The following is a 22,491-nucleotide window of genomic DNA, read 5'->3' as shown; positions in this document are numbered from 1 at the left end:
TTTGGCCATGGGCCATTCTTTATTTAATTAGTGTTGCACTTAAAGTGTAAATTCAAGCGCTTAAAAAAATTAGGATAATAGCTAGAAAAAGAGTATTATGGCGGTGAAGATAATAAGTTTTTTACAAGCGAGAGTGATGAAAAAATGATTAAGAAGAGGATAGGGACAAATGATGTTGCTTCCAGCAGTAAAAAAGAGTTATTTAAATTGTTGGAGTCTTCGATGCAAGGCTTAGACGATACGGAAGCCAGGAGACGTCTGGCAGATTTTGGAGCTAACGAAATTCAGCAGTCAAAGAAGAGATCACAATTGCAGGTTTTTGTGAAAAATTTTGTTAGTTTAATGGCTCTTTTACTGTGGGTTAGCGGAACAATCGCACTTTTAGCTGGAATGCCGGAACTTGGCGTTGCAATCTGGTTAGTAAACATTATTAATGGTCTTTTCAGTTTTTGGCAGGAGTATGCAGCACAAAAAGCAACTAATTCTTTGGAAAAAATGCTTCCAACTTATACAACTGTAATTAGAAACAATAATAATCGGCGGATAAATGCACAAGATCTTGTTCCCGGGGATGTTTTTGTTATTCAGGCAGGGAACAGTATCCCTGCTGATGCAAGAGTTTTATCGGCTGAATCCTTAGAGATTGACGAATCGGCTTTAACTGGAGAATCTGAGACAGCAACTAAGGATCAAAACTATGCGAAAACGGAAGGAAAATTTGGTCAGAATAATATTATTTACGCTGGGACGACTGTAGCAAGAGGAACAGCAACAGCAGTGGCATTTAATACAGGGATGGAGACGGAATTCGGTAAGATAACCAATTTGACACAAAAACAGGGAAAGTTAAAATCACCTTTGCAATTAGAGTTAAATCGTTTGACTAAACAGATCTCGGTTATTGCGATCATAATTGGAGTAGTTTTCCTTATCGCGGCCGTTTTTTTTGTTCATTATCCGTGGACTAAATCATTTGTTTTTGCCTTGGGGATGATCGTAGCTTTTATACCAGAAGGATTGCTGCCGACAGTTACATTGTCATTAGCACAAGGTGTACAGCGAATGTCGAAAAAGCATGCACTTGTTAAAGAATTGAGCAGTGTTGAGACATTAGGAGAGACAAGTGTTATTGCTTCAGATAAGACGGGCACTTTAACGCAAAATCAGATGACAGTCAATCATTTGTGGCTCCCAGATAATAATTTTGAAGTTACTGGTGAGGGCTACAGTAACAACGGTCAGGTTCAAATTAAGCAGCAGAAGGTAGATATTGAAAAATATCCAGATCTGAAGTTGCTGTTAACAATTTCAGCATTGAATAACGATTCAAAAATAGAAAAAACTACAGAAAAGAAAACGAAAGTTATCGGAACACCTACAGAAGCGGCTCATATAATAGTTGCTGAAAAAGCTGAACTTGAAATTCCTCAGCTTGTTAAGGAACAACCGCGTCTCAAAGAATTGCCTTTTGACTCAGGTAGAAAGTTAATGACGACAATCCATTCAGTTAATGGGAAAAATATTGCATATGTGAAGGGTGCTTTGAGCAGTATTATGCAACGTTCGGGTAAAATTAGGATTAATGGTGAAGTTCGTACTTTAAATAATGATGATCGCAAATCAATAGAGGATGCGAACAGGCATTATGCTTCAATGGGGCTTCGCTCATTAGCGTTGGCATACCGTGAACTGAATGAAAATGAAATGGAGATTGCCGATCAAAACAATATTGAAAATAGACTGGTATTTGTTGGTTTAACGGTCATGGCCGATCCACCCCGCCCGGAAATCTATGCGGCAATAAAAAAATGTCATGATGCAAAGATCCGTGTCATTATGGTAACCGGTGACAGTGCATTGACAGCCAAGAGCGTGGCACTTAAAATCGGAATGATCAGCGAAGATGCACGTGTGATAACCGGCAATGAACTTGAAAAAATGGATGATCAAGCTCTGCGCGATGCGGTCAAACAAGAAATTGTTTTTGCACGTGTTGCACCTGAGCATAAATATCGAATTGTTAAGGCATGCCAAGCTAACGGTGAAATTGTGGCCTCAACTGGTGACGGTGTTAATGATGCACCTGCTCTGAAGCAAGCTGATATAGGTATTGCAATGGGAGTGACAGGCACCGATGTTGCTAAGGATGCAGCTGATATGATATTGACTGATGATAACTTTGCTTCAATTGTCGCAGCTGTTGAAGAAGGGCGCACAGTTTACAGCAACATTCAAAAGTTTTTACTATATATCTTAAATTCAAATGTTCCTGAAGCAATTCCTTCTGTTTTATTTTTGTTATCACGCGGAATGATCCCACTGCCATTGACCGTTATGCAAATTTTGACTGTTGATTTAGGGACGGATATGCTGCCGGCTTTGGGATTAGGCGCTGAGAAAAGTGAACCTGGTGTGATGGAACAACCACCACGTGCACGGAATAGTCATCTACTTGCGCGTTCAGTTATTTGGAAAGCTTTTGCTTGGTATGGAGCTGCTGCGGCACTGATTTCAACATTTGCATATTTGTTTGTAAATTATATGCACGGATATACTATTACAAATCTTTCAGAAAATGGTGAAGTTTATGTGCAGGCAACTACAATGACTTTAGCGGCAATTGTATTTTGTCAGATAGCTGCTGCAATTAATTGCCGAACAGAGAAGACCTCTGTTTTTACAATAGGCTTATTTAGTAACCGTCATATTATTCGAGGAATTGTAGTGGAAATTGCTTTATTGTCATCACTGATGTATGTTCCGGTTTTGCAGGAGTTGTTTAATACAACAGCTATTGGGTTGACCGAATGGATTTTCTTAGCAGCTATTCCACTACCGTTGATCTTAGTTGAGGAAATTAGAAAGTATTTTGTTCGTTTGAGGGCAGCAAAAAATAAAAACAGCTGAACTATGGTTTCCGCGTGCGGGGCTAACGTGAAAATTTTCAGGTGAGGATGTGAACAGGGCTGGATCAAAAATTAACTTTTGATCCAGCCCTTTAATGAGTCCATATAAACTTCCCACAAGTCAAGTTTTCGCCTAACTTCAAATTATTGCTCATAGCGAAGAAACAAACACATGCCATGTTTGTAATTTCGTGTTGGTCGTGAAATTACATGACCCATGGGCAACTCCAAATTATTCTCTTAATTTACTATTGATACTTAAGATTAACAGCTATTCGCATATTTTTTGTAGTATATTGAAATTTAGTTTTCAAAATTACAAATTTTAGTGTACCATTGATAAAGTTGAACTTAGTCAACAAGCTGGAGTATGGTACATCCTTGAAAACCTCCAAAAAAAAAACAAAGGGAGATCTACACATGAAAAAAACACATCATTCACGTACCTCAAATGAACTTGCGGGCGTAACAGAGTTGGGAAGTAATGAAACTCATTATTCCGATGATTACGATCCGTCAGTCCTCGAAACATTTGTTAATAAACATCCCCAAAATGACTACTTAGTAACCTTTGATGGTTATGAGTTTACGAGTCTGTGTCCTAAAACAGGACAGCCGGACTTTGCTAACGTCTTTATCTCATATATCCCCACAGAAAAAATGGTTGAAAGTAAGAGCTTGAAATTATATCTTTTTAGTTTCAGAAACCATGGAGACTTTCATGAAGACTGCATGAATATTATTCTCGATGATTTATATAAATTGATGAATCCAAAATATATTGAAGTTTTGGGTCTCTTTACGCCTCGTGGGGGGATCTCAATTTATCCTTTCGTAAATCGTGTTAACCCAGCTTTTGAAACTGAAGAATTAAGCAATTTAGCGTTTCAACGAAAACTGCATTTTTTAGGCAATGTTCAAAGTTACGGTCGGGCTATTCGATAGGAGGGTTATGATGGGACAAGTAGTTTTATTATCTGGTGGAATGGATTCAGCCACCTGTTTGGCACTTGCTATTAAAAAATATGGCATTGAGCATGTTATCGCACTAGCTTTCACATATGGTCAAAAACATGACTTAGAGATTGTTAATGCACGTCAAGTCGCACGTTTTTTTGGAGCCAAGTTGGTAGAAGCGGCTGTTGATCATAAAATATTTACCGGTTCAGATTCTACGTTACTTAAGGGTAATGGAGCTATCGAAGAAAAAAGTTATGCTGAGATTATGCAGGAAAAAGGTGCGAAGGTTGTTGATACTTATGTTCCTTTCAGAAATGGATTAATGCTGTCACAAGCAGCTGCACTTGCATATAGCAGTCATCTGGATGAGGTTGCATATGGAGCTCACGCCGATGATGCTGCGGGGAATGCTTATCCAGACTGCTCACCTGTTTTTTTTGAGGCAATGCGAGATGCAGTTGTTGCTGGAACAGCGGGAAAAGTAACGATGGCGGCACCGTTGATAGAGCTGACCAAAGCAGGAGTTGTGAGCCTTGGTCATAAGTTAGGAGTCCCCTTTGAATTAACGCGTTCATGCTATGAGGGACACAAGTACGCTTGTGGAAAATGTGGAACTTGTCGAGACAGAATTAATGCTTTTAAACAAAATGGGCTAAGGGATCCAATTAAATATGAAAAAAGTCCTAACTGGAATAATTGATATTTAAAATGTGGAAAAGGAATTCAAAAAATGAAAAATAAGAATATTAGATTAATAACCATAAATGGTGTTTTGGCAGCTGTTTACGTTTTATTAACGATGCTTTTTGCTAGTTTTTCTTTTGGGGTTATTCAGGTCAGAATTGCCACCGCTCTTTACCAACTAATTGCGTATGATAAAAAGTATTTTTGGGGAATGGTTTTAGGTGTGACAATTGCTAATCTCTTATTGAGCCCACTTGGTCTATTAGACGTTTTGGTTGGCTGGGGAGTTACAGGCCTCGGGCTGGCACTTGCTATCCTAATAAATAGGAGAATAAAAAGTTTGGTTATTCGAGCTATGGTCGTCGGACTATGTGTGTCTTTTGGGATGGTTTTTGTTGCACTTGAACTATTCTATATTTCTAAGGCTCCATTTCTGATTACGTATGTTTATTTGATAGCAGGACAGGCTGTTTCACAAATTGTTGGTTATGTACTATTTGCTATCATTAATACCAATATCGATATAAAACGATTGGTTTAATAATAGTTAAAGATGCAATAACGAGTAGTGTTCTCTTTAGTTATAATTAAACAGCAAAATATCACAAAAACGAAACCAGAGTGAATAAAAGCTCTAGTTTCGTTTTTGTTTAAGATAAAGAAAATAAATTAAATGGCTAGGATTTCATTAGGATATCTAAATTTTGCCAGTGACTTTTATTTTACATTGATTTTTAAAAATTTGCATAATGCTTTGCTGTCAGTTTAAAATTAAAACTGTATTTAGAAAACGTTTCCGTTAAAAGTGAAGGGACTGATTAAATGAGTATGGACGCATTAGATATGTCTGAAGCAATTCGAAACGGTAAGGTTGATCGGGTAGAACTCATTAAAGAAAGTTATCAAAAGATTGATCAGTTGAACGGTAAGCTCAATGCAGTGATCAAAAGGCGGGATGAGCGTGCATTAGAGGAAGCACAAAATTTTGTTGACAGAGGGCAGCCATTTGCGGGTGTTCCATTATTATTGAAGGGACTCGGGCAAAGTCTTGCAGGAGAACCAGACACCAACGGGTCACGGCTTCTAAAAGACAATTACGCACAAAAAACAGACAATTTCGTTAAATGTCTCAAAGAAGCCGGATTTATTGTTATCGGTCAAACCAATGTTCCAGAATTTGGTTTTAAGAATATTACTGATCCGGTTTTGTACGGGGCAGCACACAATCCGTGGAACTTACAATATTCACCTGGTGGATCGTCAGGTGGATCAGCAAGTGCGGTAGCTGCCGGAATTGTACCAATAGCTGCCGGAAACGATGGTGGTGGGTCAATAAGGATACCTGCTTCTTTTTCAGGATTGATCGGTTTGAAACCTACTCGAGGACGTGTTCCAGTTGGGCCTGCATCTTGGCGTGGGTGGCAGGGGGCAGCAATTAACTTTGCATTGACGAAGTCGATACGTGACACAGCCGCCTTATTGGATGCTTTGCAAATTGTTCAACCGGCAGCACCTTTTCAAACTCCTCTAATCAAACCAGGATTTTTAGTGAAAGCTGAGCAACCTTTTAAACAAAAACTAAGAGTAGCGTACAGCATCGAGTCGCCTGTCGGATCAGAAGTAAGTAATGATGCAAAAACAGCTGTTTTAGAGGCAGTCGATTTTTTGAATAGTCAAGGAATTCAAACCGAGGAGATTAAAAATCCATTAAATGGATCGGAATTGATGCGAAGTTACTATATTGTTAATTCTGGAGAAACTGCTAGCATGTTTGAAAAAATTGAGCAGCAAATAAATCGTCGGGTAACAGCTGCAGATATGGAACTTACGACATGGGTTATTTATCAAGCCGGGTTGCTTCTAAGTGCGAAAGATTATAGCAAAACGTTAAGTTTATGGGATGAAGCCAGTGCAATAATGGATCACCTGTATGAGAATTATGATGTGTATTTGACACCAACGACAGCTTATACAGCACCTAAAATCAATGAAGAACTAATTACACCTGCAAGTATTGAAAAGATGCAACATGTGACTGAATTAGGGAGGACTGAACGTTTGAATTTGATTGCTGAGTTTTTTGAAAGAAGTTTGAAATTGACGCCATTTACGCAGCAGGCAAACATGACAGGACAGCCAGCAATCAGTTTACCGACTTTTGTGTCAAAAAACGGGTTACCATTGGGTATTCAATTTATCGGTCGTAAGGGTGATGAAAGTACATTACTACGGATAGGGCAATTGTTTGAAGAAGAAAATACGTTTAAAATGCTACACTAAATTAATGAATATATGTTGTTTTGTATAAAAAAATGTATAAATATTGTGAAAACATTAGTATTGAAATAATCAATAGAATAGATTCAAGAGGCTTGGAACAAAAATGTTAGTTTTGTTTCAGGCTTTATTTGGATTTATTCATTAAATTTGTGAAAGCTTGTTTAGGGCTTTCAGCAAGGTTTGTGTGACCTCTTCCGGTCGTTCAGGATGTTCCTTAATCAGCCAGTGATTTAGAACATTCCAAAAACCACCGGTTGAAAAAGTCATAATATAACTTATTTCAGTGGAGGAGCCATGGATATGCCAAGGAACCTGAAACCTAGCATAAATTTTTGACAATTGTGGCGTCCAAGTGGTCAATAAGCGATTGAATAAATTGTTTTTTATTAACAAACGCAGGATTGCTTTTTCAGACCACCAAAAATCAAAAAAAGTTTTTAAGACAATTTCAAAAGAAGCATCCGTTGTGTCAATTGCTTTCAATTTTTTCAGATAACGGTTGATAGCACTGCGACAATAATAGTCAACCAGATCATCTTTACTTTTAAAAGAACGGTAAAAAGTACGTCTGGCCAATTGAGCTTCGTTGGCGATTGCTGAAATCGTAATGTCTTGATAACTTTGCTGTTGTAATAATCTTACGAGAGCTTCCCATAACCAAAGGCGCGACTGCTCGGCCATTCTTTGTTTTCCATTCATTTTTCCAGCCCCTTTATCTGTCCATCACTGATAATGAATTACTTCTTGCAGAACGTATTAAACTATTCCGCCTTGAATGCTGCGTTGGTTATCGCACCGGTCTAGTGGCAGTTGCAATGCCCTTAGGTACTAAGCTGGCAGCTAAAACAGGTGCATCAACTGTAAATTTTGCAGGAATGTTGATAATTGGTCTCAGCTTATTATTGCTAGCATTGATTAAACCAGATACACCCAAAATCCTTATGGTTGTTTTTCTAATCTTTCATGGATTTGGTTTTGGATTCGCTAATCAATCAATTGTGTCATCTATTAATCCGCTACCTAAAAATAAAAGCGGGTTAGGATCGGGAATAGTTAATACTGGCAGACAGCTAGGAATGTGTTTGGGGATTGCAATTCTTGTAACGTTATTAAATGCACACATAGATACTGCTAGACAAAATATAAAAATAGATGCACTTCAAACAATTAGCCACAGAACACTTGCCCCTGATGTTAAGCGTACAGCGAGAAAACAGACCAGAAAGGCTTTCCAACAAAAGAAACAGGAAAGCAATACTACTAGCAAAAAGCAAATGCGTGAAATAAAACTCAAGCTTACACAAGCTGCTGAGCAAAAAAAAACAGCTGCCTAAACTAACAGAAAATAAATATTTAGAGAAATTGTATGCTGGAAGCCAGAGCCTTAGTGAGTCATCTAAAAAAGTTACTGAAAAAAACGATGTTCTGAATAAGTTATCGCAAAGCAGTCCTGCTGTTGCTGGCAACAAGACTGAAATAATAACGCAAGGCCATCAACGTGTTGCAAAAGCAATGTCTAAAATATCTGATGGTCAAGGCAAAATAACGCAGTCTATAGCACTTATTGCACAGAGTGAAGAATTAAAAACGGCATTACGTCATATTAAGCATGAAAAAGATGACAAAATAACACAGGCATTTAGCAAGACATATATTTTTGCAGCAGTTTTTGTATTGATTTGTTCACCGATTGCATTGTGGTCAGAAAAGAGAAAAGCATAAAAATGGTTTATTTTACTACTGTTGCTTAGATTTAAATTGTATTTAAGTTGCTACGCGGAACTAATAAGGAAATTAAGTCAAAATTCAACTTCTGCTCCAGTTTTATGTAAAAGGGGAGTCAAATATCATGAGGTTATTGGCAATGTTTTGTATCTTAGATAATTAGATAAATTGTAGAAATTCCCCAAAATTTCTACACCATATGGTTGCAGTACAAGTTCTACTAGGTTTTGTAATATTGCACTCATGATCAGTGGATGTTTAAGCATACTTTTAGTTAACGACCAGTGAGATGTTGTTTACACGAGCAAATAACAGCGATTTTACTCCGCTTTTTTGGAGGAATCGCTGTTTTGGCTTAAGCAAACGTATTTTATTGGTATAAAGGATGTTTATCAATTTAATTCAAAATATGCTTTTTTTCCTTCGACACAGAGGTTTAGATTTTTGCTAGGGTCTGGATCAAAAAGCCCTAGATCGATAATAGTCTTTTCGGGTGTCTTTTTAATTTGCTTTAAACGTGAATGCATTCCCTTTTTGATTTCTTTAAAAGTTTGCGAGTAATAAGTCGCTTTTTGGGCCGCAACAGATAAAGTAAATCCTTTGTTCTGAAAAAATTTTATGGTGTATATTTGAAAAACAGCATCAAAACTAAATTGATTTTTTTTATTTTCCCCGCAAGCATGAATATACCCCTTCTGGCTCCAGTAGCGTAATTTATTTTGGGGAACTTCAGTGATAGAAGAAAGTTCGGGAATGCCTAAATAAAATTTGCTGTCTTCTAATATTGTTCTTACAAAATCATGAAAATCGATTATATCTGCTGGCTGCATTTGATTTTTCATAATAGCCTCCTTTACTAAATATGTTTAACAACATTATAAATAATAATAATAATATTGTAAACTAACTTTACATAGGTGTTATAAAAAGTTATAATTCAAAGTGCTATTTTGATAAATGAGTATTAGTAATGGAAGAAGGAATAAAATGTCTGATGTAAAAAATAATAAAAATAAAGGTTACAATCTTTTTTTGTTAGTGGCTATTTTATTAGTCGGTACTTTTTGTACGGTTTTGAACCAAACTATTTTAGCAACAGCTCTACCAACCTTAATGAAAGCATTCGATGTTTCAACATCCACTGTTCAGTGGCTAACGACTGGTTTCCTGATGGTCAACGGAGTAATGATCCCTGTTTCGGCTTGGTTGTCAACACGTTTTAATACGAAATGGTTATATATTGTGGCGATGAGCATCTTTGAAATTGGAACAATAACTGCATGGACAGCCCCAACTTTTGCTTTCCTACTTGCCGGACGATTAATACAGGCGGTTGGTGTTGGAATCTCGATGCCACTTCTGCAAAATATTATGCTTTCTGTTTTTCCGGCAAATAAACGTGGAGTTGCTATGGGAATGGCAGGAGTAGTCATAGGTGTAGCTCCGGCTATTGGGCCAACTCTTTCAGGTTTTGTGATTGACACGTGGCACTGGCGTGATCTGTTTGGAATGATTATTCCAATCGTTGCTATTGTGATTTTAATGGCATTCTTCTTCATGAAGCCGGTATTAAAAACGAGTAAATCTAGTCTGGATTGGATTTCATTAACACTTTCAACGGTAGGTTTCGGTTCACTTTTATATGGGTTTTCATCGGTAGGGGATAATGGTTGGACGTCGACACTCGTTCTTTCAGCATTAACAATTGGTGTGATTTTTATCGCATTCTTTATCTGGCGTCAGTTAAAAATAGAAAAGCCCTTTCTTGAGTTACGAGTTTTTTCATCAGTTGAATTTACAATTGCAACGATCCTAAGCTCAGTAGTAATGGTCGCAATGGTTGGGGTGGAAATGATAATTCCGATGTATCTGCAGATGATTCATGGGATGAGCGCTTTCCATTCAGGCTTGCTACTTTTACCAGGAGCACTTATGATGGCAGTCATGAGTCCCATTACAGGGAAAACTTTTGATCGTCTCGGAGCACGTAGATTGGCGATTCTAGGTCTATTCCTTTTAACAATAGGGACTTTACCATTCGTTTTAATTACTAAACAAACTCCAACATTATATATTGTTTTATTGTATGCTCTTAGAATGTTTGGAATTTCAATGGTTATGATGCCGGCAACTACGGCTGGGATGAATGCTTTACCGATTCAGCTTATATCACATGGGACAGCTGTTAATAACACGGTTCGGCAAGTCGCAAGTTCAATTGGAACTGCGATCCTTGTTTCGGTTTTATCAAATACGACTAAAGGACAGATGCCTGGTAAGCATTTGCTGCACTCAGAACCTTTGGAATATAAAGTTAGGGCAATCAATGCGACAATGACAGGATACCATGCGGCCTTTTGGATCGCAGTAGGATTCAGTGTTGTCGGGTTCGGTTTGGCTTTCTTTTTGAAAGATAAAAGCAAGCTAGCAAAGAAAACTCTGAAGAATAATAAAGGGGGAGAAGTTCAATGATCATTATTACGTTAATTTTTGGTGCGATCGCCATTTTTACAAGCTTTATTTATATTGAAAAAGTACTCCCCAGATTGCTATGTACATTTGTTGCAGGTGTTATATTATTAGGATCAATTTTGGGAATTGTCGGTAATTACTATGGGCACCTTGGAATGCATAAGGTAACAACGACAACTTCGCAAAAAATTTATTCCGCAGACACTACAGGTAAAACGAAAATGGTGCTTTTTCAACCAATTGGAAGTGCAGGCAAAGAGAATGTTTATATTTATGCCAAAAGTGAAAGGGCTAAAAAAGTCAGTCACACTAAAGCAAATGAGTATACTCACAGTAAACTCACTCGCGTTAGGAGTAATGGTGCACTTTTAAAGACAACTAAAGTTCGTTGGCAGTATAAATCTAATGCATATAAGTTTTGGTTTGGCATCGCAGATAATAACAACAAGTTAGTTAAAAGCACAAATCATTTCTATGTTTCAAAAGATTGGTTTGTCCTGTCAACGGGACAAGCAAAGGAATTAAAGAAGCAAATGTCCAGCAAGAGCTTTCAAGTTAAGGCTAAAGAACAGGCAACGGTCTATGTTGAAAGTAAAATGAAGGCGGCGATTACACAAGATCCAAGTTTGATGACCGATAAGAGTAGGCAAAGTCAGTTGACTCAGAAATTTGCAGCGGAGTATCAAACAAAATTACTTAAAGAAACAGTTTCTAAAATAAAATAGTTTTAAAGCAGAATAAAGAAATGAATTGAATAACGATAATAAAAATACTTTGAGATTTAGCCATATTCAGTAACGGTTAAGTCTCAAAGCATTTTTAATATGCAATATAATCATCTAATTTTTGAACATTACTAATAATGATGCGACGATTGTTTTTTGTACTGTTTCCAAACTCGATAACTTTTTCTTCTTTTAGCTTTCGCATCATGCGGCTTACGCTAGTATGGTTGGCAATACCGCAAAAACCCGCTATATCCTCATTTGTAACATTGAAGTCAATTATGATTTTTGAACTATTAGGCAAGGGTTGACCGAATTTAAATGCCATATCGCGTAAAAAACTAGCTAGAGCTCCCAACTTTCCATTCATTGTCAGTCGTTGTAAACGCGATGAACTTTCGGAAAGACGATGACGGTAGTACTGCTTGACATAATTCTGCAGCCGAAAATTTGAATTTACATACTTCCAAAATTTAACTCGATTTATTTGATAAAAAGTTGCTTCACTGGATTCAATTCTCACGTTAAAGGGTTGTTCATCATATTGAAGTGCCTCATCATGAAGCAACGAAATCACATCTGGTTGGTTGATGTAAGAAATGTTGAATTCACGGCCATCCTGTAAGATAACAGAGGTTTTGATGATGCCTTCTTTCAGGATGAAAACACTTGCGGCTTTCAGACCGTGAAAGGTCAGATAGGTGTGGTAACTCTTGGTAATAGTGGAAATTTGTTTATTCTTTAGAAAACTTACTAAGTAATTTATATCTTTATTCGGCAAAAAAATAACCTCTCTTTCTCTTTTTTAGTAATAGCTATATTACTTCGTAGTTATATATTCCTCTCTTATTGTTAGTTTGCGTTGACAAATGATAACGCATTAAGATACTATTTATTGATTATGGACTTTAGTATGAATGATTGTCAATGAAAACATAAAACTAAGGGGCTATGATACTTGCTGTTAGCAAAATTAAATGAAAGAGGATGAATGTTTGTGGTAGAAATCAATCTTCCATATGATCGAGGTCACGTAACAGCTAAAATTGAAGATAAAAATTTTGCTGGGTCACTCGTATCAAAAGCAGCAACATATAAGTCTGAGTTCTCGGAGAAAGAACTGGTTGAAAAATCATTAGACAATCCGATCGGCAGTTCAACACTCGAAAGTCTCGCACAAGGGAAAAAAAATATTGTAATTATTAGTTCAGATCATACTAGACCAGTACCTTCGCATATTATAACGCCAATCTTACTGCGTCGTTTGCGCAGTGCAGCTCCGGAAGCAAGGATTAGAATATTAGTTGCAACTGGTTTTCATCGTCCATCCACACATGAAGAACTGGTAAATAAATATGGTGAAGAAATAGTGGAGCATGAAGAGATTGTAATGCATATGTCTCAAAAAGATGAGGATATGGTAAAAATTGGCAAACTTCCTTCAGGAGGGGATCTAATTATCAATAAAGTTGCTGAAGAAGCAGATCTTCTGATTTCAGAAGGCTTTATTGAATCACACTTTTTTGCAGGCTTTTCTGGTGGACGCAAATCTGTTTTACCAGGTATTTCCTCCTATAAAACAATTATGGCAAACCATTCAGGTGAATTTATTAATGATGTACATTCTAGAACAGGCAATCTGCACCATAATTTAATACATCAAGATATGGTTTATGCTGCAAAGACAGCGGGTTTGAAATTTATTTTGAATGTGGTTTTAGATGAAGATAAACATATTATTGGTTCGTTTGCAGGAGACTTAGAGAAAGCACATAAAAAAGGAACAGATTTCGTGGGCGATCTTGCAGGTGTAAAAGCAATTAAAAGCGATATTGCAATTTCAACTAATGGTGGTTTTCCACTTGATCAAAATATTTATCAAGCAGTTAAAGGTATGACTGCAGCAGAAGCAACGAATAAACAAAATGGCACGATTATAATGGTTGCGGGCTGTCGTGATGGACATGGTGGAGAAGGTTTTTACCATAACTTGGCAGATGTTAAAGATCCAAAAGAATTTTTGGATGCTGCAGTTAATACGCCACGTTTGAAAACTGTGCCAGATCAATGGACTTCTCAAATTCTTGCTAGAATTTTGACAAATCATTATGTCATTATGGTTTCTGATCTGGTCGACCCTAAACTGGTAACAAACATGCATATGAAATTAGCTACATCGATCGATCAAGCTTTGGAGATGGCATTTGAACGTGAAGGAAAAGATGCCAAGATAACAGTCATTCCAGATGGACTTGGTGTAGTTGTAATGGACAACTGATATGGATCAAGGACAATTACTGAAAGTTTTGAAAGATGTTGCGGATCAGGCTTTAACACCGGCAGCGGCAGCTGGAAAATTGGGTAATGACAGTTTTGAAGAATTAGATTACGCCAAAATTGATACAACACGTGCACAACGAACTGGGTATCCAGAAGTTATTTATGGTTCAGGTAAGTCAGCCAAGCAAATCGTAGGGATCGTAAAAGCAATGAAAGATAGTCAAAAGTCGATTTTAGCGACGAGAGTTGAACAAAGTAAAGCTGACGAAGTGCTGAAAGAACTACCATTTCTAAAGTACGATGCTGTTTCACAAACACTGACTCTCAAAGATAAAGAGAGAGTAGAAGTTGGGAATATTGCTATTGTTACTGCGGGAACATCTGATATAAAAGTAGCTGAGGAAGCGGCCGTAACTGCTGAAATTTTTGGAAATCAAGTTACACGAATCTATGATGTCGGTGTTGCAGGAATTCATCGTTTATTTGCTAAACTTGATGTTATCAGACAAGCTAACGTGGTGATTGTAATTGCTGGGATGGAGGGTGCACTGACCAGTGTTGTTGGTGGGTTAGTAGATCATCCAGTTATAGCAGTACCAACCAGTATTGGATATGGTAGCAACTTAGGTGGTATGACTCCATTACTTACAATGTTGAACAGTTGTTCGTCGGGAATCAGTGTTGTGAATATTGATAATGGTTTTGGGGCAGCTTATAATGCCAGCATGATCAATCGGTTGATAAGTGAGGAACACATATGAAAACTTTAGTTTTAGATGCTTTTTCTGGTATCAGCGGTGACATGTTTTTAGGAGCGATGTTTGATTTAGGGTTATCGCAATCTGAATTTGAAGAACAGCTGAATAAATTGAAAGTTCCGGGATATCAGATAGTGGTTGAACGGACTGCGCGTTCAAGTATTACAGGGACAAATTTTGATGTTGTTTTAGATGGAAATTTACCTAAAGATCAGGGGTTTGATGAGCATCAGCACCATCACCACCATGGTCGTAATTTCATGATGATTAAGCAATTGATATTGCAAAGTAATTTAAAGACTGCAGTTAAAGAAAAAGCTGTTAAGATGTTTGAACAGATTGCTCTTGCTGAAGCGAAGGTTCATGGAAAAAAATTGGAAGATGTTCATTTTCATGAAGTTGGCGCGTTAGATTCAATTGTTGATATCGTTGGAGCAGCCATTGCATTTGATATGCTACAGCTTGATAAGCTGGTTGTTAATAATTTGTCCGATGGTGTGGGGACGATTAAGATTGCACATGGTATTGTGCCTGTTCCCGTTCCTGCTGTCATGGAAATGCAATTAAATACTGCGATTCCAATTCAAAAAAGATTTGATGTGCACACAGAATTGATAACTCCAACTGGTATGGCGATCATTAAATGCATGGGGAATGAGTTCAATACATCTATAACTAATGGCGTACTTGAAAGAACAGGGTACGGTTTTGGAAAAAGAGAAACAGGAAGCCTGAATGCTCTGCGTGCCAGTTTGTATAATTCAAAACTCAGTCAGCAGCAGGTCGATGAAACAAATGATCGTGTTTTACTTATGGAAACAAATTTGGATGATGCCACGGGTCAGCAATTATCAATAACGATTAAAAGGGCGCTTGAGCTAGGAGCTAAGGATGCTTGGGCAGAACCTATCATAATGAAAAAAGGTCGGCCGGCTTACAAACTTTGTTTGTTGACTGTAGCAGAACAACAAGAGACATTTGTTAAGTTTTTGTTTAGCGATACTCCAGCAATTGGCTTGCGCATGAAATCTATGCACCGAGAGATTATGGAGAGAAGAATCGAACAAGTACAAACTTCGTATGGCAAATTCGGAATAAAAAGATTGAGCTATTGCGGGTTAAACAAATCTTCCGTTGAGTACGATGATATCGAAAAGTGTTCACAGAAAACTGGGAAAAGTTTTGAAGAAATAAAATTAGCTGTTTTACAAGAAATTGAAAATAAGGGAGTATAACATAATGACAACATTTATGGAAAAAGAAGAAAAATTACAAAGTATCTTGAACGACTACCATAAAGTAATTGTAGGTTTTTCAGGCGGAATTGATTCCACTGTTGTGTTAAAGGAAGCTGTCGATACGTTAGGTAAAGAAAATGTTTTGGCAGTTGTTGCAAACTCAGAACTTTTTTCTGATGAAGAATATAGCAAAGCTATGTCTTTAGCACAAGAATTGGATGTTAATGTACAAGGGATTGAATTGGATTATTTAGCTAATGAAAGTATCAGTAATAATACGCCAGAATCATGGTATCACATGAAAAAGATTTTCTATAAGGCGCTTAATAAATTAGCAGCTGATTTCAATGCAGATGCTGTTTTAGATGGGATGATCATGGATGATAACAATGACTTTCGTCCTGGGTTAAGAGCTAGAGATGAAGAAAAAGCTGTATCTGTATTACAAGCTGCAGATATTTACAAAACTGATGTTCGTGAGATAGCAAAGAAATTAGAATTAAACAACTGGAATAAGGTTGCCTCATGTTCTGTCTCTTCTCGTTTCCCTTATTACACAAAATTAACTAGCGAAAAAATTGAAAAAGTTATGGCTGCAGAAGCTTATTTGCGTGGATTAGGTTTCTCGACCGTTCGTGTTAGAGTTCATGGAACAGTTGCTCGTGTTGAAGTGCCAGATACTGTTTTTGCTGACTTCATGCTTTCAAGAAAAGAAATTAATAGTAAGCTTTTGAAATTGGGATATGAATTTGTGACACTTGATTTGAGCGGTTTTGAAAGTGGAAGAATGAATGAAGTTCTTTCAGAAAATACTAAGAAGAAAGTATTGGTGGGATAGGAAAAAATGGATTATTCATTATTAACACGCTGCTTTGCAGAATTCTTTGGAACAGCGATAATGGTTGCGCTTGGCAATGGGTCTGTTGCTAATGTTGAATTAAAAGGAACGAAAGGTTTTCACGGCGGCTGGGTCTTGATTGGTTTTGGATACGGAATAGGTGTTATGATTCCTGCTTTAATGTTTGCGACTGTTTCAGGAGCACAAATAAACCCTGCTTTCACAATTGCCCTTGCTGTAACAGGAAGTTTCCCTTGGGGAGAAGTAGTACCATATCTTGTTGCGCAGCTTTTAGGAGCTATTTTTGGTCAATTAATGATAGTTATCGCGTATAAACCATATTATGAAAAAACAACAAATCCAGAAGCTATTTTAGGAACTTTTTCAACAATTGATGCTGTTAATAGCAAGTTTAATGGTTTTGTAAATGAATTTATAGGGACATTTCTTTTGGCTTTTGGCGCTTTAAGTATAACTGCAGATAAAGTTGATTCACGTGCTGACTTCATTGGATTAGGTTTCTTAGTAATGTGTTTGGTTATCTCATTTGGTGGTCCTACAGGACCAGCATTGAATCCGGCACGTGATATTGGTCCAAGATTGCTGCATGCTGTTTTACCATTTAAGTATAAAGGCAGTTCACAATTTAATTACAGCTGGGTTCCGATCGTTGCACCTGTCTTAGGCGCAACTGTTGCGGCATCAATTTACAAGGTATTATTTTAGTTACTAAACGATAACCTAGTGATTAGATAGCAAAGTATTAAATCATAAATGTGTTGCAATTAATTTTTACCCAATTTAAATATTTTATACTATAAAGAGCAGAGGCTATAACCTAAGTCCTCTGCAACATAAAGCAGAATACCAAAAATCTTTTTTGATTTTTGGTATTCTGTTTTTTTAATGAATATAAAAATTGTTATTTTTGTATTGCTAATTACTGTGTTTTCATGATTGTTAAGAAGTTTTTTACTTTTATTTGAATTTTATTTTAAATGTTCATGGTGGGTGTTTTTCAAAAAGGTTCACCGTAATCAAACTCGAATTCAAAAAATTTAAGAGGTGTAAAAAATTTAGATGCGTAGCCTGAAATTGTGGGAAATTATATTCTTTATGTGTAAATAGTTATTATTACTCTTTACATCTAGGCTAAAATAACTTACTATATAAATGGTAATTATTACTTTTTAGGAGGAGATACTGTGGCAGTTCCAGCACGAAAAACATCGAAAAGCCGTAAGAATAAGCGGCGTTCACAACATAAAATCAAAGGTCCCGCTGTTTATTGGAATCCAGAATTAGGTGAATATATTGTAGGGCATCATGTTTCATCCAAAGGATTTTATAAGGGAAAGAAAGTAAACTAGAGGAGAGAGTTATGCGTAAAAATATTGTGTTAGGTAATATGCAGACAAAAGAACGATTATATTTAACTTCCAAGAATACACGTAATACACCAGAAAAATTGAAGCTACTTAAATATTCGCCTAAATTGAAGAAAAAAATTTGGTTTACAGAGGTAAAATAATGGCAAAAAAATCAAAAATTGAAAAAGCAAAAAAGATTGAATTAACTGTTATGAAGTATAAGCAAAAGAGGTTAGAGTTGAAGAATGCCCATGATTATCAAGCTTTGAGTCTCCTTCCACGTAATGCCTCGCCAACACGGATGCATAATCGTGACAAGTTTGACGGACGTCCGCACGCCTATATGCGCAAATTTGGAATGTCGCGTTTACGTTTTCGCGAATTGGCTCATAAGGGGCAAATACCAGGTGTGCGCAAGTCAAGCTGGTAAAGGAGGAATGATGAATGGCTAAAGAAATGGATCTAAGCAGTGCGTATAGGTACTTGAAGAGTCCTAATATCAAAACTCGAAAAACAGCACTAAAAGTTATTAAGGATTCTAAAAAGAAGAAAAATAAGCCCGTATAGCAGTGAGTTATGTAAAACAGAATATTTGTGGTTGAAGGTACAGACATTAGTGTTTATCTTTGAAATGAATTTCAAAGATAAATGGCAAAAGTGTCTGGCCTTTTTATTTTACCGAGTAAAGAAAATCAATCTTATGAAATGATCCCAAACAAGAGAGATTTTTGGCAGTTTTTTTAATAAAGCGGTTAATTGTGATAAAGTACATATTAGTTATAGTTTTGTTCGAATCAGCAAAAAAAGATATATGGGTTTCAAAAGCTGATAAAAAATATTAAAGGGGGAGTACGTGATGTCGATTTTTATTGATAGAAACAAATTCAAAAATTACATGTTAAGTGAGTTTCCAGGAATTTTTTATGATGAAAAAAAAGTTTTGCTTTCGATAAATACTGTTAAATCAGCTCCGAAGATGAATTGTATTTACGTGAGTCGTGATTTTTTCTTTGCAGCACAGTACCAGAGTAATTTTGACACTTTTTCTAAGGGCTTTTCCCTGAATAAAAACCAAATTCAAAAAATGTATTTAAAAGATAAAATGATGTCAACACAGTTGATTATTGAAACTAATGAGAAAATGAAGGATGGAAATAAAATTATTTTAAAAATGAATTTGCCCAAGTTAAATCGAACACCATGGCACATCAAGAATCTCAAAAGAATTCGAACTACGTTGGAGATGGTTAAGTAAAAAGGAGGACAAAGGTTGAAACGGATCGAAAAAGTATATAATCATCTTTTGAGTATTTGGGAGAAAGCAGACAAAGATAAAATATTAGAACAGCAGGGAAATTCAGCAACTGAACTGGCACAGTCACTGGGATTATCGCGTTCGAACGTTTCACTTGAACTAAATAGAATGGTAAGAATGGGGAAAGTTTTAAAAATTAAAACTTTTCCGGTTCATTATCTTCCGGTGAAAATAGTAGAAGAAAAACTGTCTATTCATACTTTTGATTATTTTGAGACCTCAAGTTTGCAGCAATTACTTCAAACTCATTCAAAACAGGTGGCAACTAAGCGTGAAAAAGAGGGGGAAAAGGCTTCTAGTGTCGATAATTTATCAAAAACTAAAAGTGACCAACCCCAAAATCCCTTGCTAAAAATGATTGGGTATAAAGGCAGTTTAAGAAAAGCAACTTCTCAGGCTGAGGCAGCAATCATGTATCCGCCGCATGGTCTACATATGATGTTGTTAGGTCAAACAGGTGCTGGAAAAACTTACTTTGCGAATAAAATATATGAGTATGCAAGGTATAAAAAAATTTTAAAAGAGGACGCACCGTTAATTTCTTTCAATTGTGCAGACTATTATAATAATCCGCAATTATTGATGTCGACACTTTTTGGACACGCCAAGGGAGCTTATACAGGCGCAACGGAAGATGAAAAAGGCTTAGTCGAGCAGGCAGATAGTGGAGTTTTGCTGCTAGATGAAGTTCATCGCCTTCCGCCAGAAGGTCAGGAGATGTTATTTTATTTTATTGATAATGGGACTTTTAATAGATTAGGTGAGAATCAGAAACGGCGGCGTGCAAATGTTTTGATTATTTGTGCGACAACAGAAGATCCTGATTCTTCAATGTTGAAGACTTTTTTGAGAAGAATTCCGATGACAATTTCAATTCCAGCGCTTGAGGAACGACCATTAAGCGAACGGGTGGAACTGGCAAAGTTTCTTTTTCAGAGAGAAGTCGAGCGAATTAAAAAAAATTTGAGTGTTAGAATCGATGTTTTTATTGCTTTATTGACAGAGATCAATTATGGTAATGTCGGGCAATTAAAGTCACAGGTGCAGCTGACTTGCGCGCAGGCTTTCTTAAACAACATTGATTCGAAAGATGAAGTTAGTGTGCAATTGCGTGATCTGCCAGAGGGATTGCGTCAAGTATGGCTTTCAAATTCGGCCAAGGCACGCAGAAAAGCTAACATATCTGAATATTTGGATACCAATACAGTTTTCTATGTGGACAAAACGCTTCAACCCGATGAAAAAGATAATATTTATGAATTAATTGAAAACAAAGTTAAAGCACTAGCTGCAGAAGGAGTACCAGAAAGCGACATTCAGCAATATATTATGGTTGATATGCACTTGCATATCAAGAACTTTTTCAAACAAAATGTTAGTGACGATAATTTATCCAAGTTTGTGGATAGACGTATTCCTCAGTTTGTTGAACACTTGAAACAAATTGCAGAAGAGCAATTGCATTGTCGTTTTGATCGACGTTTTATTTATTATTTAAGTATGCATATCGACGCTTTTTTTAAACGTGGTAATAAAACAGATCTTTTAATGAAGAACGAAGTCAACAAAATAAAACATGCACATGAACAGGAATATCGGGTGGCACAGACTTTTCAAAAGGAGATTAGCAGGACCTTTGCCGTTAAAATGCCGGATATGGAAGTTATTTATTTGACGATGCTCCTAACTTCAATTAAATCAATGTCCGAAGGTAAAAAAGTTGGAATTTTAGTGGCGGCCCATGGTAATTCCACTGCTTCTTCGATGGTTAAAGTTGCAACAGATCTTTTAGGAGATGCTAACATTGCAGCATTGAATATGCCTTTGACCGTTTCACCAACAGAAATTTTGGACAGTCTTGCTGAATTAACAAAAAAGCTTAATCAAGGCAAGGGTGTATTACTGCTGGTCGATATGGGATCATTGGCGATGTTCAACCACAGATTAGAGAAAATGACAGGTGTTCCGTTAAGGACACTACCTAATGTTACGACATCACTTGTTTTGGATGCATTGCGGAAAGTAAATTATTTAGATATGGATCTTGGTACAATTTATGTTTCGATTAAGCAGGATATGGCACAAATGATAGGTCAACTTACGCCAGACACGACTGGACAGAAGAAAGCTATTGTTTCAATTTGTATGTCTGGCAGCGGGACGGCAAGAAAGTTAAAGCAGATCATCAGTGAGATTGTTTCTAAAACAACTTCGGAACAAATAAAAATCATTACTATTTCAGCTTTGAAAATGGCTGAGGAGATTCCAAAAATTACTAGTGAATATGAGATAATTGCAGCAGTTGGGACCAAGCAGCCTAGTGTGGCAATTCCATATATTTCATTGGAGGACTTGATCGCCGGAAATGGTGAGAAACAATTGATTGCACTGATGGATCCTAGTGTTAAATTTCCAGAATCGACAATTGACAAGAATATAGTTGTGTCGAACATGTGTGAAGATGTTTTACACACGCACTTGGTTTATCTTAATCCGTTTTTGGTATATCAGATGCTTGTTGACTGGATGAATAAGTTGCAGAGTAAAATGCAGGAAGATTTTTCCAATAGTCGACAGATAAAATGTATCGTTCATACGGCTTTCGCTCTTGAACGTGTTTTAAGAAAAAACACGGCCAAATACACTGAAGTACCAAGCTGTGAAGTAAAAGACACTTTACCAGTGGTAAAGGAGACCCTTGCTTTAAGTATAAGACCGCTTAAAATCAAACTCCCGGAGGATGAGCTATATTTTATAACTGAAACTGTTTTAAATTATTAAAAACCTGTATTAAAAGATAGATAGTTGTATTAAAACAAGTCGAACCTGTTCTAGTTTTTTTGGAACAGGTTCGACTTGTTTTAGTTAAAATGCTATTAAATCAGAATTTTGTAAGGGCTTTAAATCTTGGCATGGTTTTTGCTATGTATAAAGTGTAAA

At 36.7% G+C, this 22,491-nt stretch carries 23 protein-coding genes; 20 read left to right on the top strand and 3 right to left on the bottom strand.

What is annotated here, in order from left to right; all coding sequences use genetic code 11:
- The first annotated feature begins 144 nt into the window (after positions 1-144).
- From FD20_RS08640 to FD20_RS08620, 5 genes are all read left to right on the top strand, one after another.
- Positions 145-2,907 (top strand): cation-translocating P-type ATPase, encoded by a 2,763-nt coding sequence (locus FD20_RS08640; protein ID WP_057737736.1) that lies wholly within the window; start codon positions 145-147, stop codon positions 2,905-2,907.
- Between the two features lie 419 nt (positions 2,908-3,326).
- Positions 3,327-3,851 carry a preQ(1) synthase gene (gene queF / locus FD20_RS08635; RefSeq protein WP_057737734.1) on the top strand — a complete coding sequence of 175 codons (525 nt, stop codon included), beginning with the start codon at positions 3,327-3,329 and terminating at the stop codon, positions 3,849-3,851.
- A gap of 10 nt (positions 3,852-3,861) precedes the next feature.
- Positions 3,862-4,566, top strand: coding sequence for a 7-cyano-7-deazaguanine synthase QueC (queC, locus tag FD20_RS08630; RefSeq protein ID WP_057737732.1), 705 nt, complete (start codon positions 3,862-3,864; stop codon positions 4,564-4,566).
- Positions 4,567-4,596: 30 nt separating this feature from the next.
- Entirely contained in the window at positions 4,597-5,091 is a 495-nt protein-coding gene (locus FD20_RS08625; RefSeq protein WP_057737731.1) for a QueT transporter family protein, read from the top strand.
- Positions 5,092-5,372: 281 nt separating this feature from the next.
- Positions 5,373-6,830: an amidase gene (locus FD20_RS08620; protein WP_057737729.1), complete on the top strand. Its 1,458-nt coding sequence runs from the start codon at positions 5,373-5,375 to the stop codon at positions 6,828-6,830.
- Between the two features lie 141 nt (positions 6,831-6,971).
- Here the strand turns inward: FD20_RS08620 and FD20_RS08615 are convergent, their stop codons facing one another.
- Positions 6,972-7,529, bottom strand: coding sequence for a TetR/AcrR family transcriptional regulator (locus FD20_RS08615; RefSeq protein ID WP_057737727.1), 558 nt, complete (start codon positions 7,527-7,529; stop codon positions 6,972-6,974).
- A gap of 104 nt (positions 7,530-7,633) precedes the next feature.
- Here FD20_RS08615 and FD20_RS08610 point away from each other — a divergent pair, with 104 nt between their 5' ends.
- Both FD20_RS08610 and FD20_RS08605 read left to right on the top strand, forming a co-directional pair.
- Complete coding sequence (locus FD20_RS08610; protein WP_162255636.1) at positions 7,634-8,164, top strand: MFS transporter; 531 nt, start codon at positions 7,634-7,636, stop codon at positions 8,162-8,164.
- Between the two features lie 28 nt (positions 8,165-8,192).
- Positions 8,193-8,552: a hypothetical protein gene (locus FD20_RS08605; RefSeq protein WP_057737724.1), complete on the top strand. Its 360-nt coding sequence runs from the start codon at positions 8,193-8,195 to the stop codon at positions 8,550-8,552.
- 395 nt (positions 8,553-8,947) lie between these two features.
- Here the strand turns inward: FD20_RS08605 and FD20_RS08600 are convergent, their stop codons facing one another.
- A complete protein-coding gene (locus FD20_RS08600) occupies positions 8,948-9,397 on the bottom strand; it encodes a MerR family transcriptional regulator (protein ID WP_057737722.1) in 450 nt (149 codons plus the stop codon).
- Between the two features lie 145 nt (positions 9,398-9,542).
- Between FD20_RS08600 and FD20_RS08595 the strand changes: the two genes are divergently transcribed.
- Both FD20_RS08595 and FD20_RS08590 read left to right on the top strand, forming a co-directional pair.
- Positions 9,543-11,027, top strand: a complete 1,485-nt coding sequence (locus tag FD20_RS08595) for an MDR family MFS transporter (protein WP_057737720.1) — start codon at positions 9,543-9,545, stop codon at positions 11,025-11,027.
- Positions 11,024-11,752 (top strand): DUF4811 domain-containing protein, encoded by a 729-nt coding sequence (locus tag FD20_RS08590; protein WP_057737718.1) that lies wholly within the window; start codon positions 11,024-11,026, stop codon positions 11,750-11,752. Before FD20_RS08595 ends, FD20_RS08590 begins: the two co-directional genes overlap by 4 nt.
- A gap of 94 nt (positions 11,753-11,846) precedes the next feature.
- Here FD20_RS08590 and FD20_RS08585 read toward each other — a convergent pair whose 3' ends face one another.
- Positions 11,847-12,533 (bottom strand): Crp/Fnr family transcriptional regulator, encoded by a 687-nt coding sequence (locus FD20_RS08585; protein WP_057737716.1) that lies wholly within the window; start codon positions 12,531-12,533, stop codon positions 11,847-11,849.
- 216 nt (positions 12,534-12,749) lie between these two features.
- Here FD20_RS08585 and larA point away from each other — a divergent pair, with 216 nt between their 5' ends.
- From larA to FD20_RS08535, 11 genes are all read left to right on the top strand, one after another.
- Positions 12,750-14,030 carry a nickel-dependent lactate racemase gene (gene larA / locus FD20_RS08580; protein WP_057737740.1) on the top strand — a complete coding sequence of 427 codons (1,281 nt, stop codon included), beginning with the start codon at positions 12,750-12,752 and terminating at the stop codon, positions 14,028-14,030.
- Position 14,031: 1 nt separating this feature from the next.
- Positions 14,032-14,793, top strand: a complete 762-nt coding sequence (gene larB / locus FD20_RS08575; protein WP_057737714.1) for a nickel pincer cofactor biosynthesis protein LarB — start codon at positions 14,032-14,034, stop codon at positions 14,791-14,793.
- A complete protein-coding gene (gene larC / locus FD20_RS08570) occupies positions 14,790-16,025 on the top strand; it encodes a nickel pincer cofactor biosynthesis protein LarC (RefSeq protein ID WP_057737712.1) in 1,236 nt (411 codons plus the stop codon). Before larB ends, larC begins: the two co-directional genes overlap by 4 nt.
- Before the next feature lie 4 nt (positions 16,026-16,029).
- Positions 16,030-16,866: an ATP-dependent sacrificial sulfur transferase LarE gene (larE, locus tag FD20_RS08565; RefSeq protein WP_057737710.1), complete on the top strand. Its 837-nt coding sequence runs from the start codon at positions 16,030-16,032 to the stop codon at positions 16,864-16,866.
- Positions 16,867-16,872: 6 nt separating this feature from the next.
- Entirely contained in the window at positions 16,873-17,592 is a 720-nt protein-coding gene (locus tag FD20_RS08560; protein ID WP_057737708.1) for an MIP/aquaporin family protein, read from the top strand.
- A gap of 479 nt (positions 17,593-18,071) precedes the next feature.
- Complete coding sequence (rpmF, locus tag FD20_RS08555) at positions 18,072-18,236, top strand: 50S ribosomal protein L32 (protein WP_057737706.1); 165 nt, start codon at positions 18,072-18,074, stop codon at positions 18,234-18,236.
- 11 nt (positions 18,237-18,247) lie between these two features.
- On the top strand, positions 18,248-18,397 hold the full coding sequence (gene rpmG / locus FD20_RS08550; protein ID WP_057737704.1) for a 50S ribosomal protein L33: 150 nt from the start codon (positions 18,248-18,250) through the stop codon (positions 18,395-18,397).
- Positions 18,397-18,666 (top strand): 30S ribosomal protein S14, encoded by a 270-nt coding sequence (gene rpsN, locus FD20_RS08545; RefSeq protein ID WP_057737702.1) that lies wholly within the window; start codon positions 18,397-18,399, stop codon positions 18,664-18,666. The genes rpmG and rpsN overlap by 1 nt, the downstream gene beginning before the upstream one ends.
- A gap of 14 nt (positions 18,667-18,680) precedes the next feature.
- On the top strand, positions 18,681-18,803 hold the full coding sequence (locus tag FD20_RS13565; protein WP_162255635.1) for a putative metal homeostasis protein: 123 nt from the start codon (positions 18,681-18,683) through the stop codon (positions 18,801-18,803).
- 289 nt (positions 18,804-19,092) lie between these two features.
- Positions 19,093-19,491 carry a hypothetical protein gene (locus FD20_RS08540; RefSeq protein ID WP_057737700.1) on the top strand — a complete coding sequence of 133 codons (399 nt, stop codon included), beginning with the start codon at positions 19,093-19,095 and terminating at the stop codon, positions 19,489-19,491.
- Between the two features lie 15 nt (positions 19,492-19,506).
- Positions 19,507-22,332 carry a sigma-54-dependent transcriptional regulator gene (locus FD20_RS08535; protein WP_057737698.1) on the top strand — a complete coding sequence of 942 codons (2,826 nt, stop codon included), beginning with the start codon at positions 19,507-19,509 and terminating at the stop codon, positions 22,330-22,332.
- Positions 22,333-22,491: the final 159 nt, after the last annotated feature.

The organism is Liquorilactobacillus uvarum DSM 19971, from assembly GCF_001434935.1.
Lineage (GTDB): Bacteria > Bacillota > Bacilli > Lactobacillales > Lactobacillaceae > Liquorilactobacillus > Liquorilactobacillus uvarum.
This window is presented reverse-complemented; position numbering and strand designations above follow the sequence as displayed.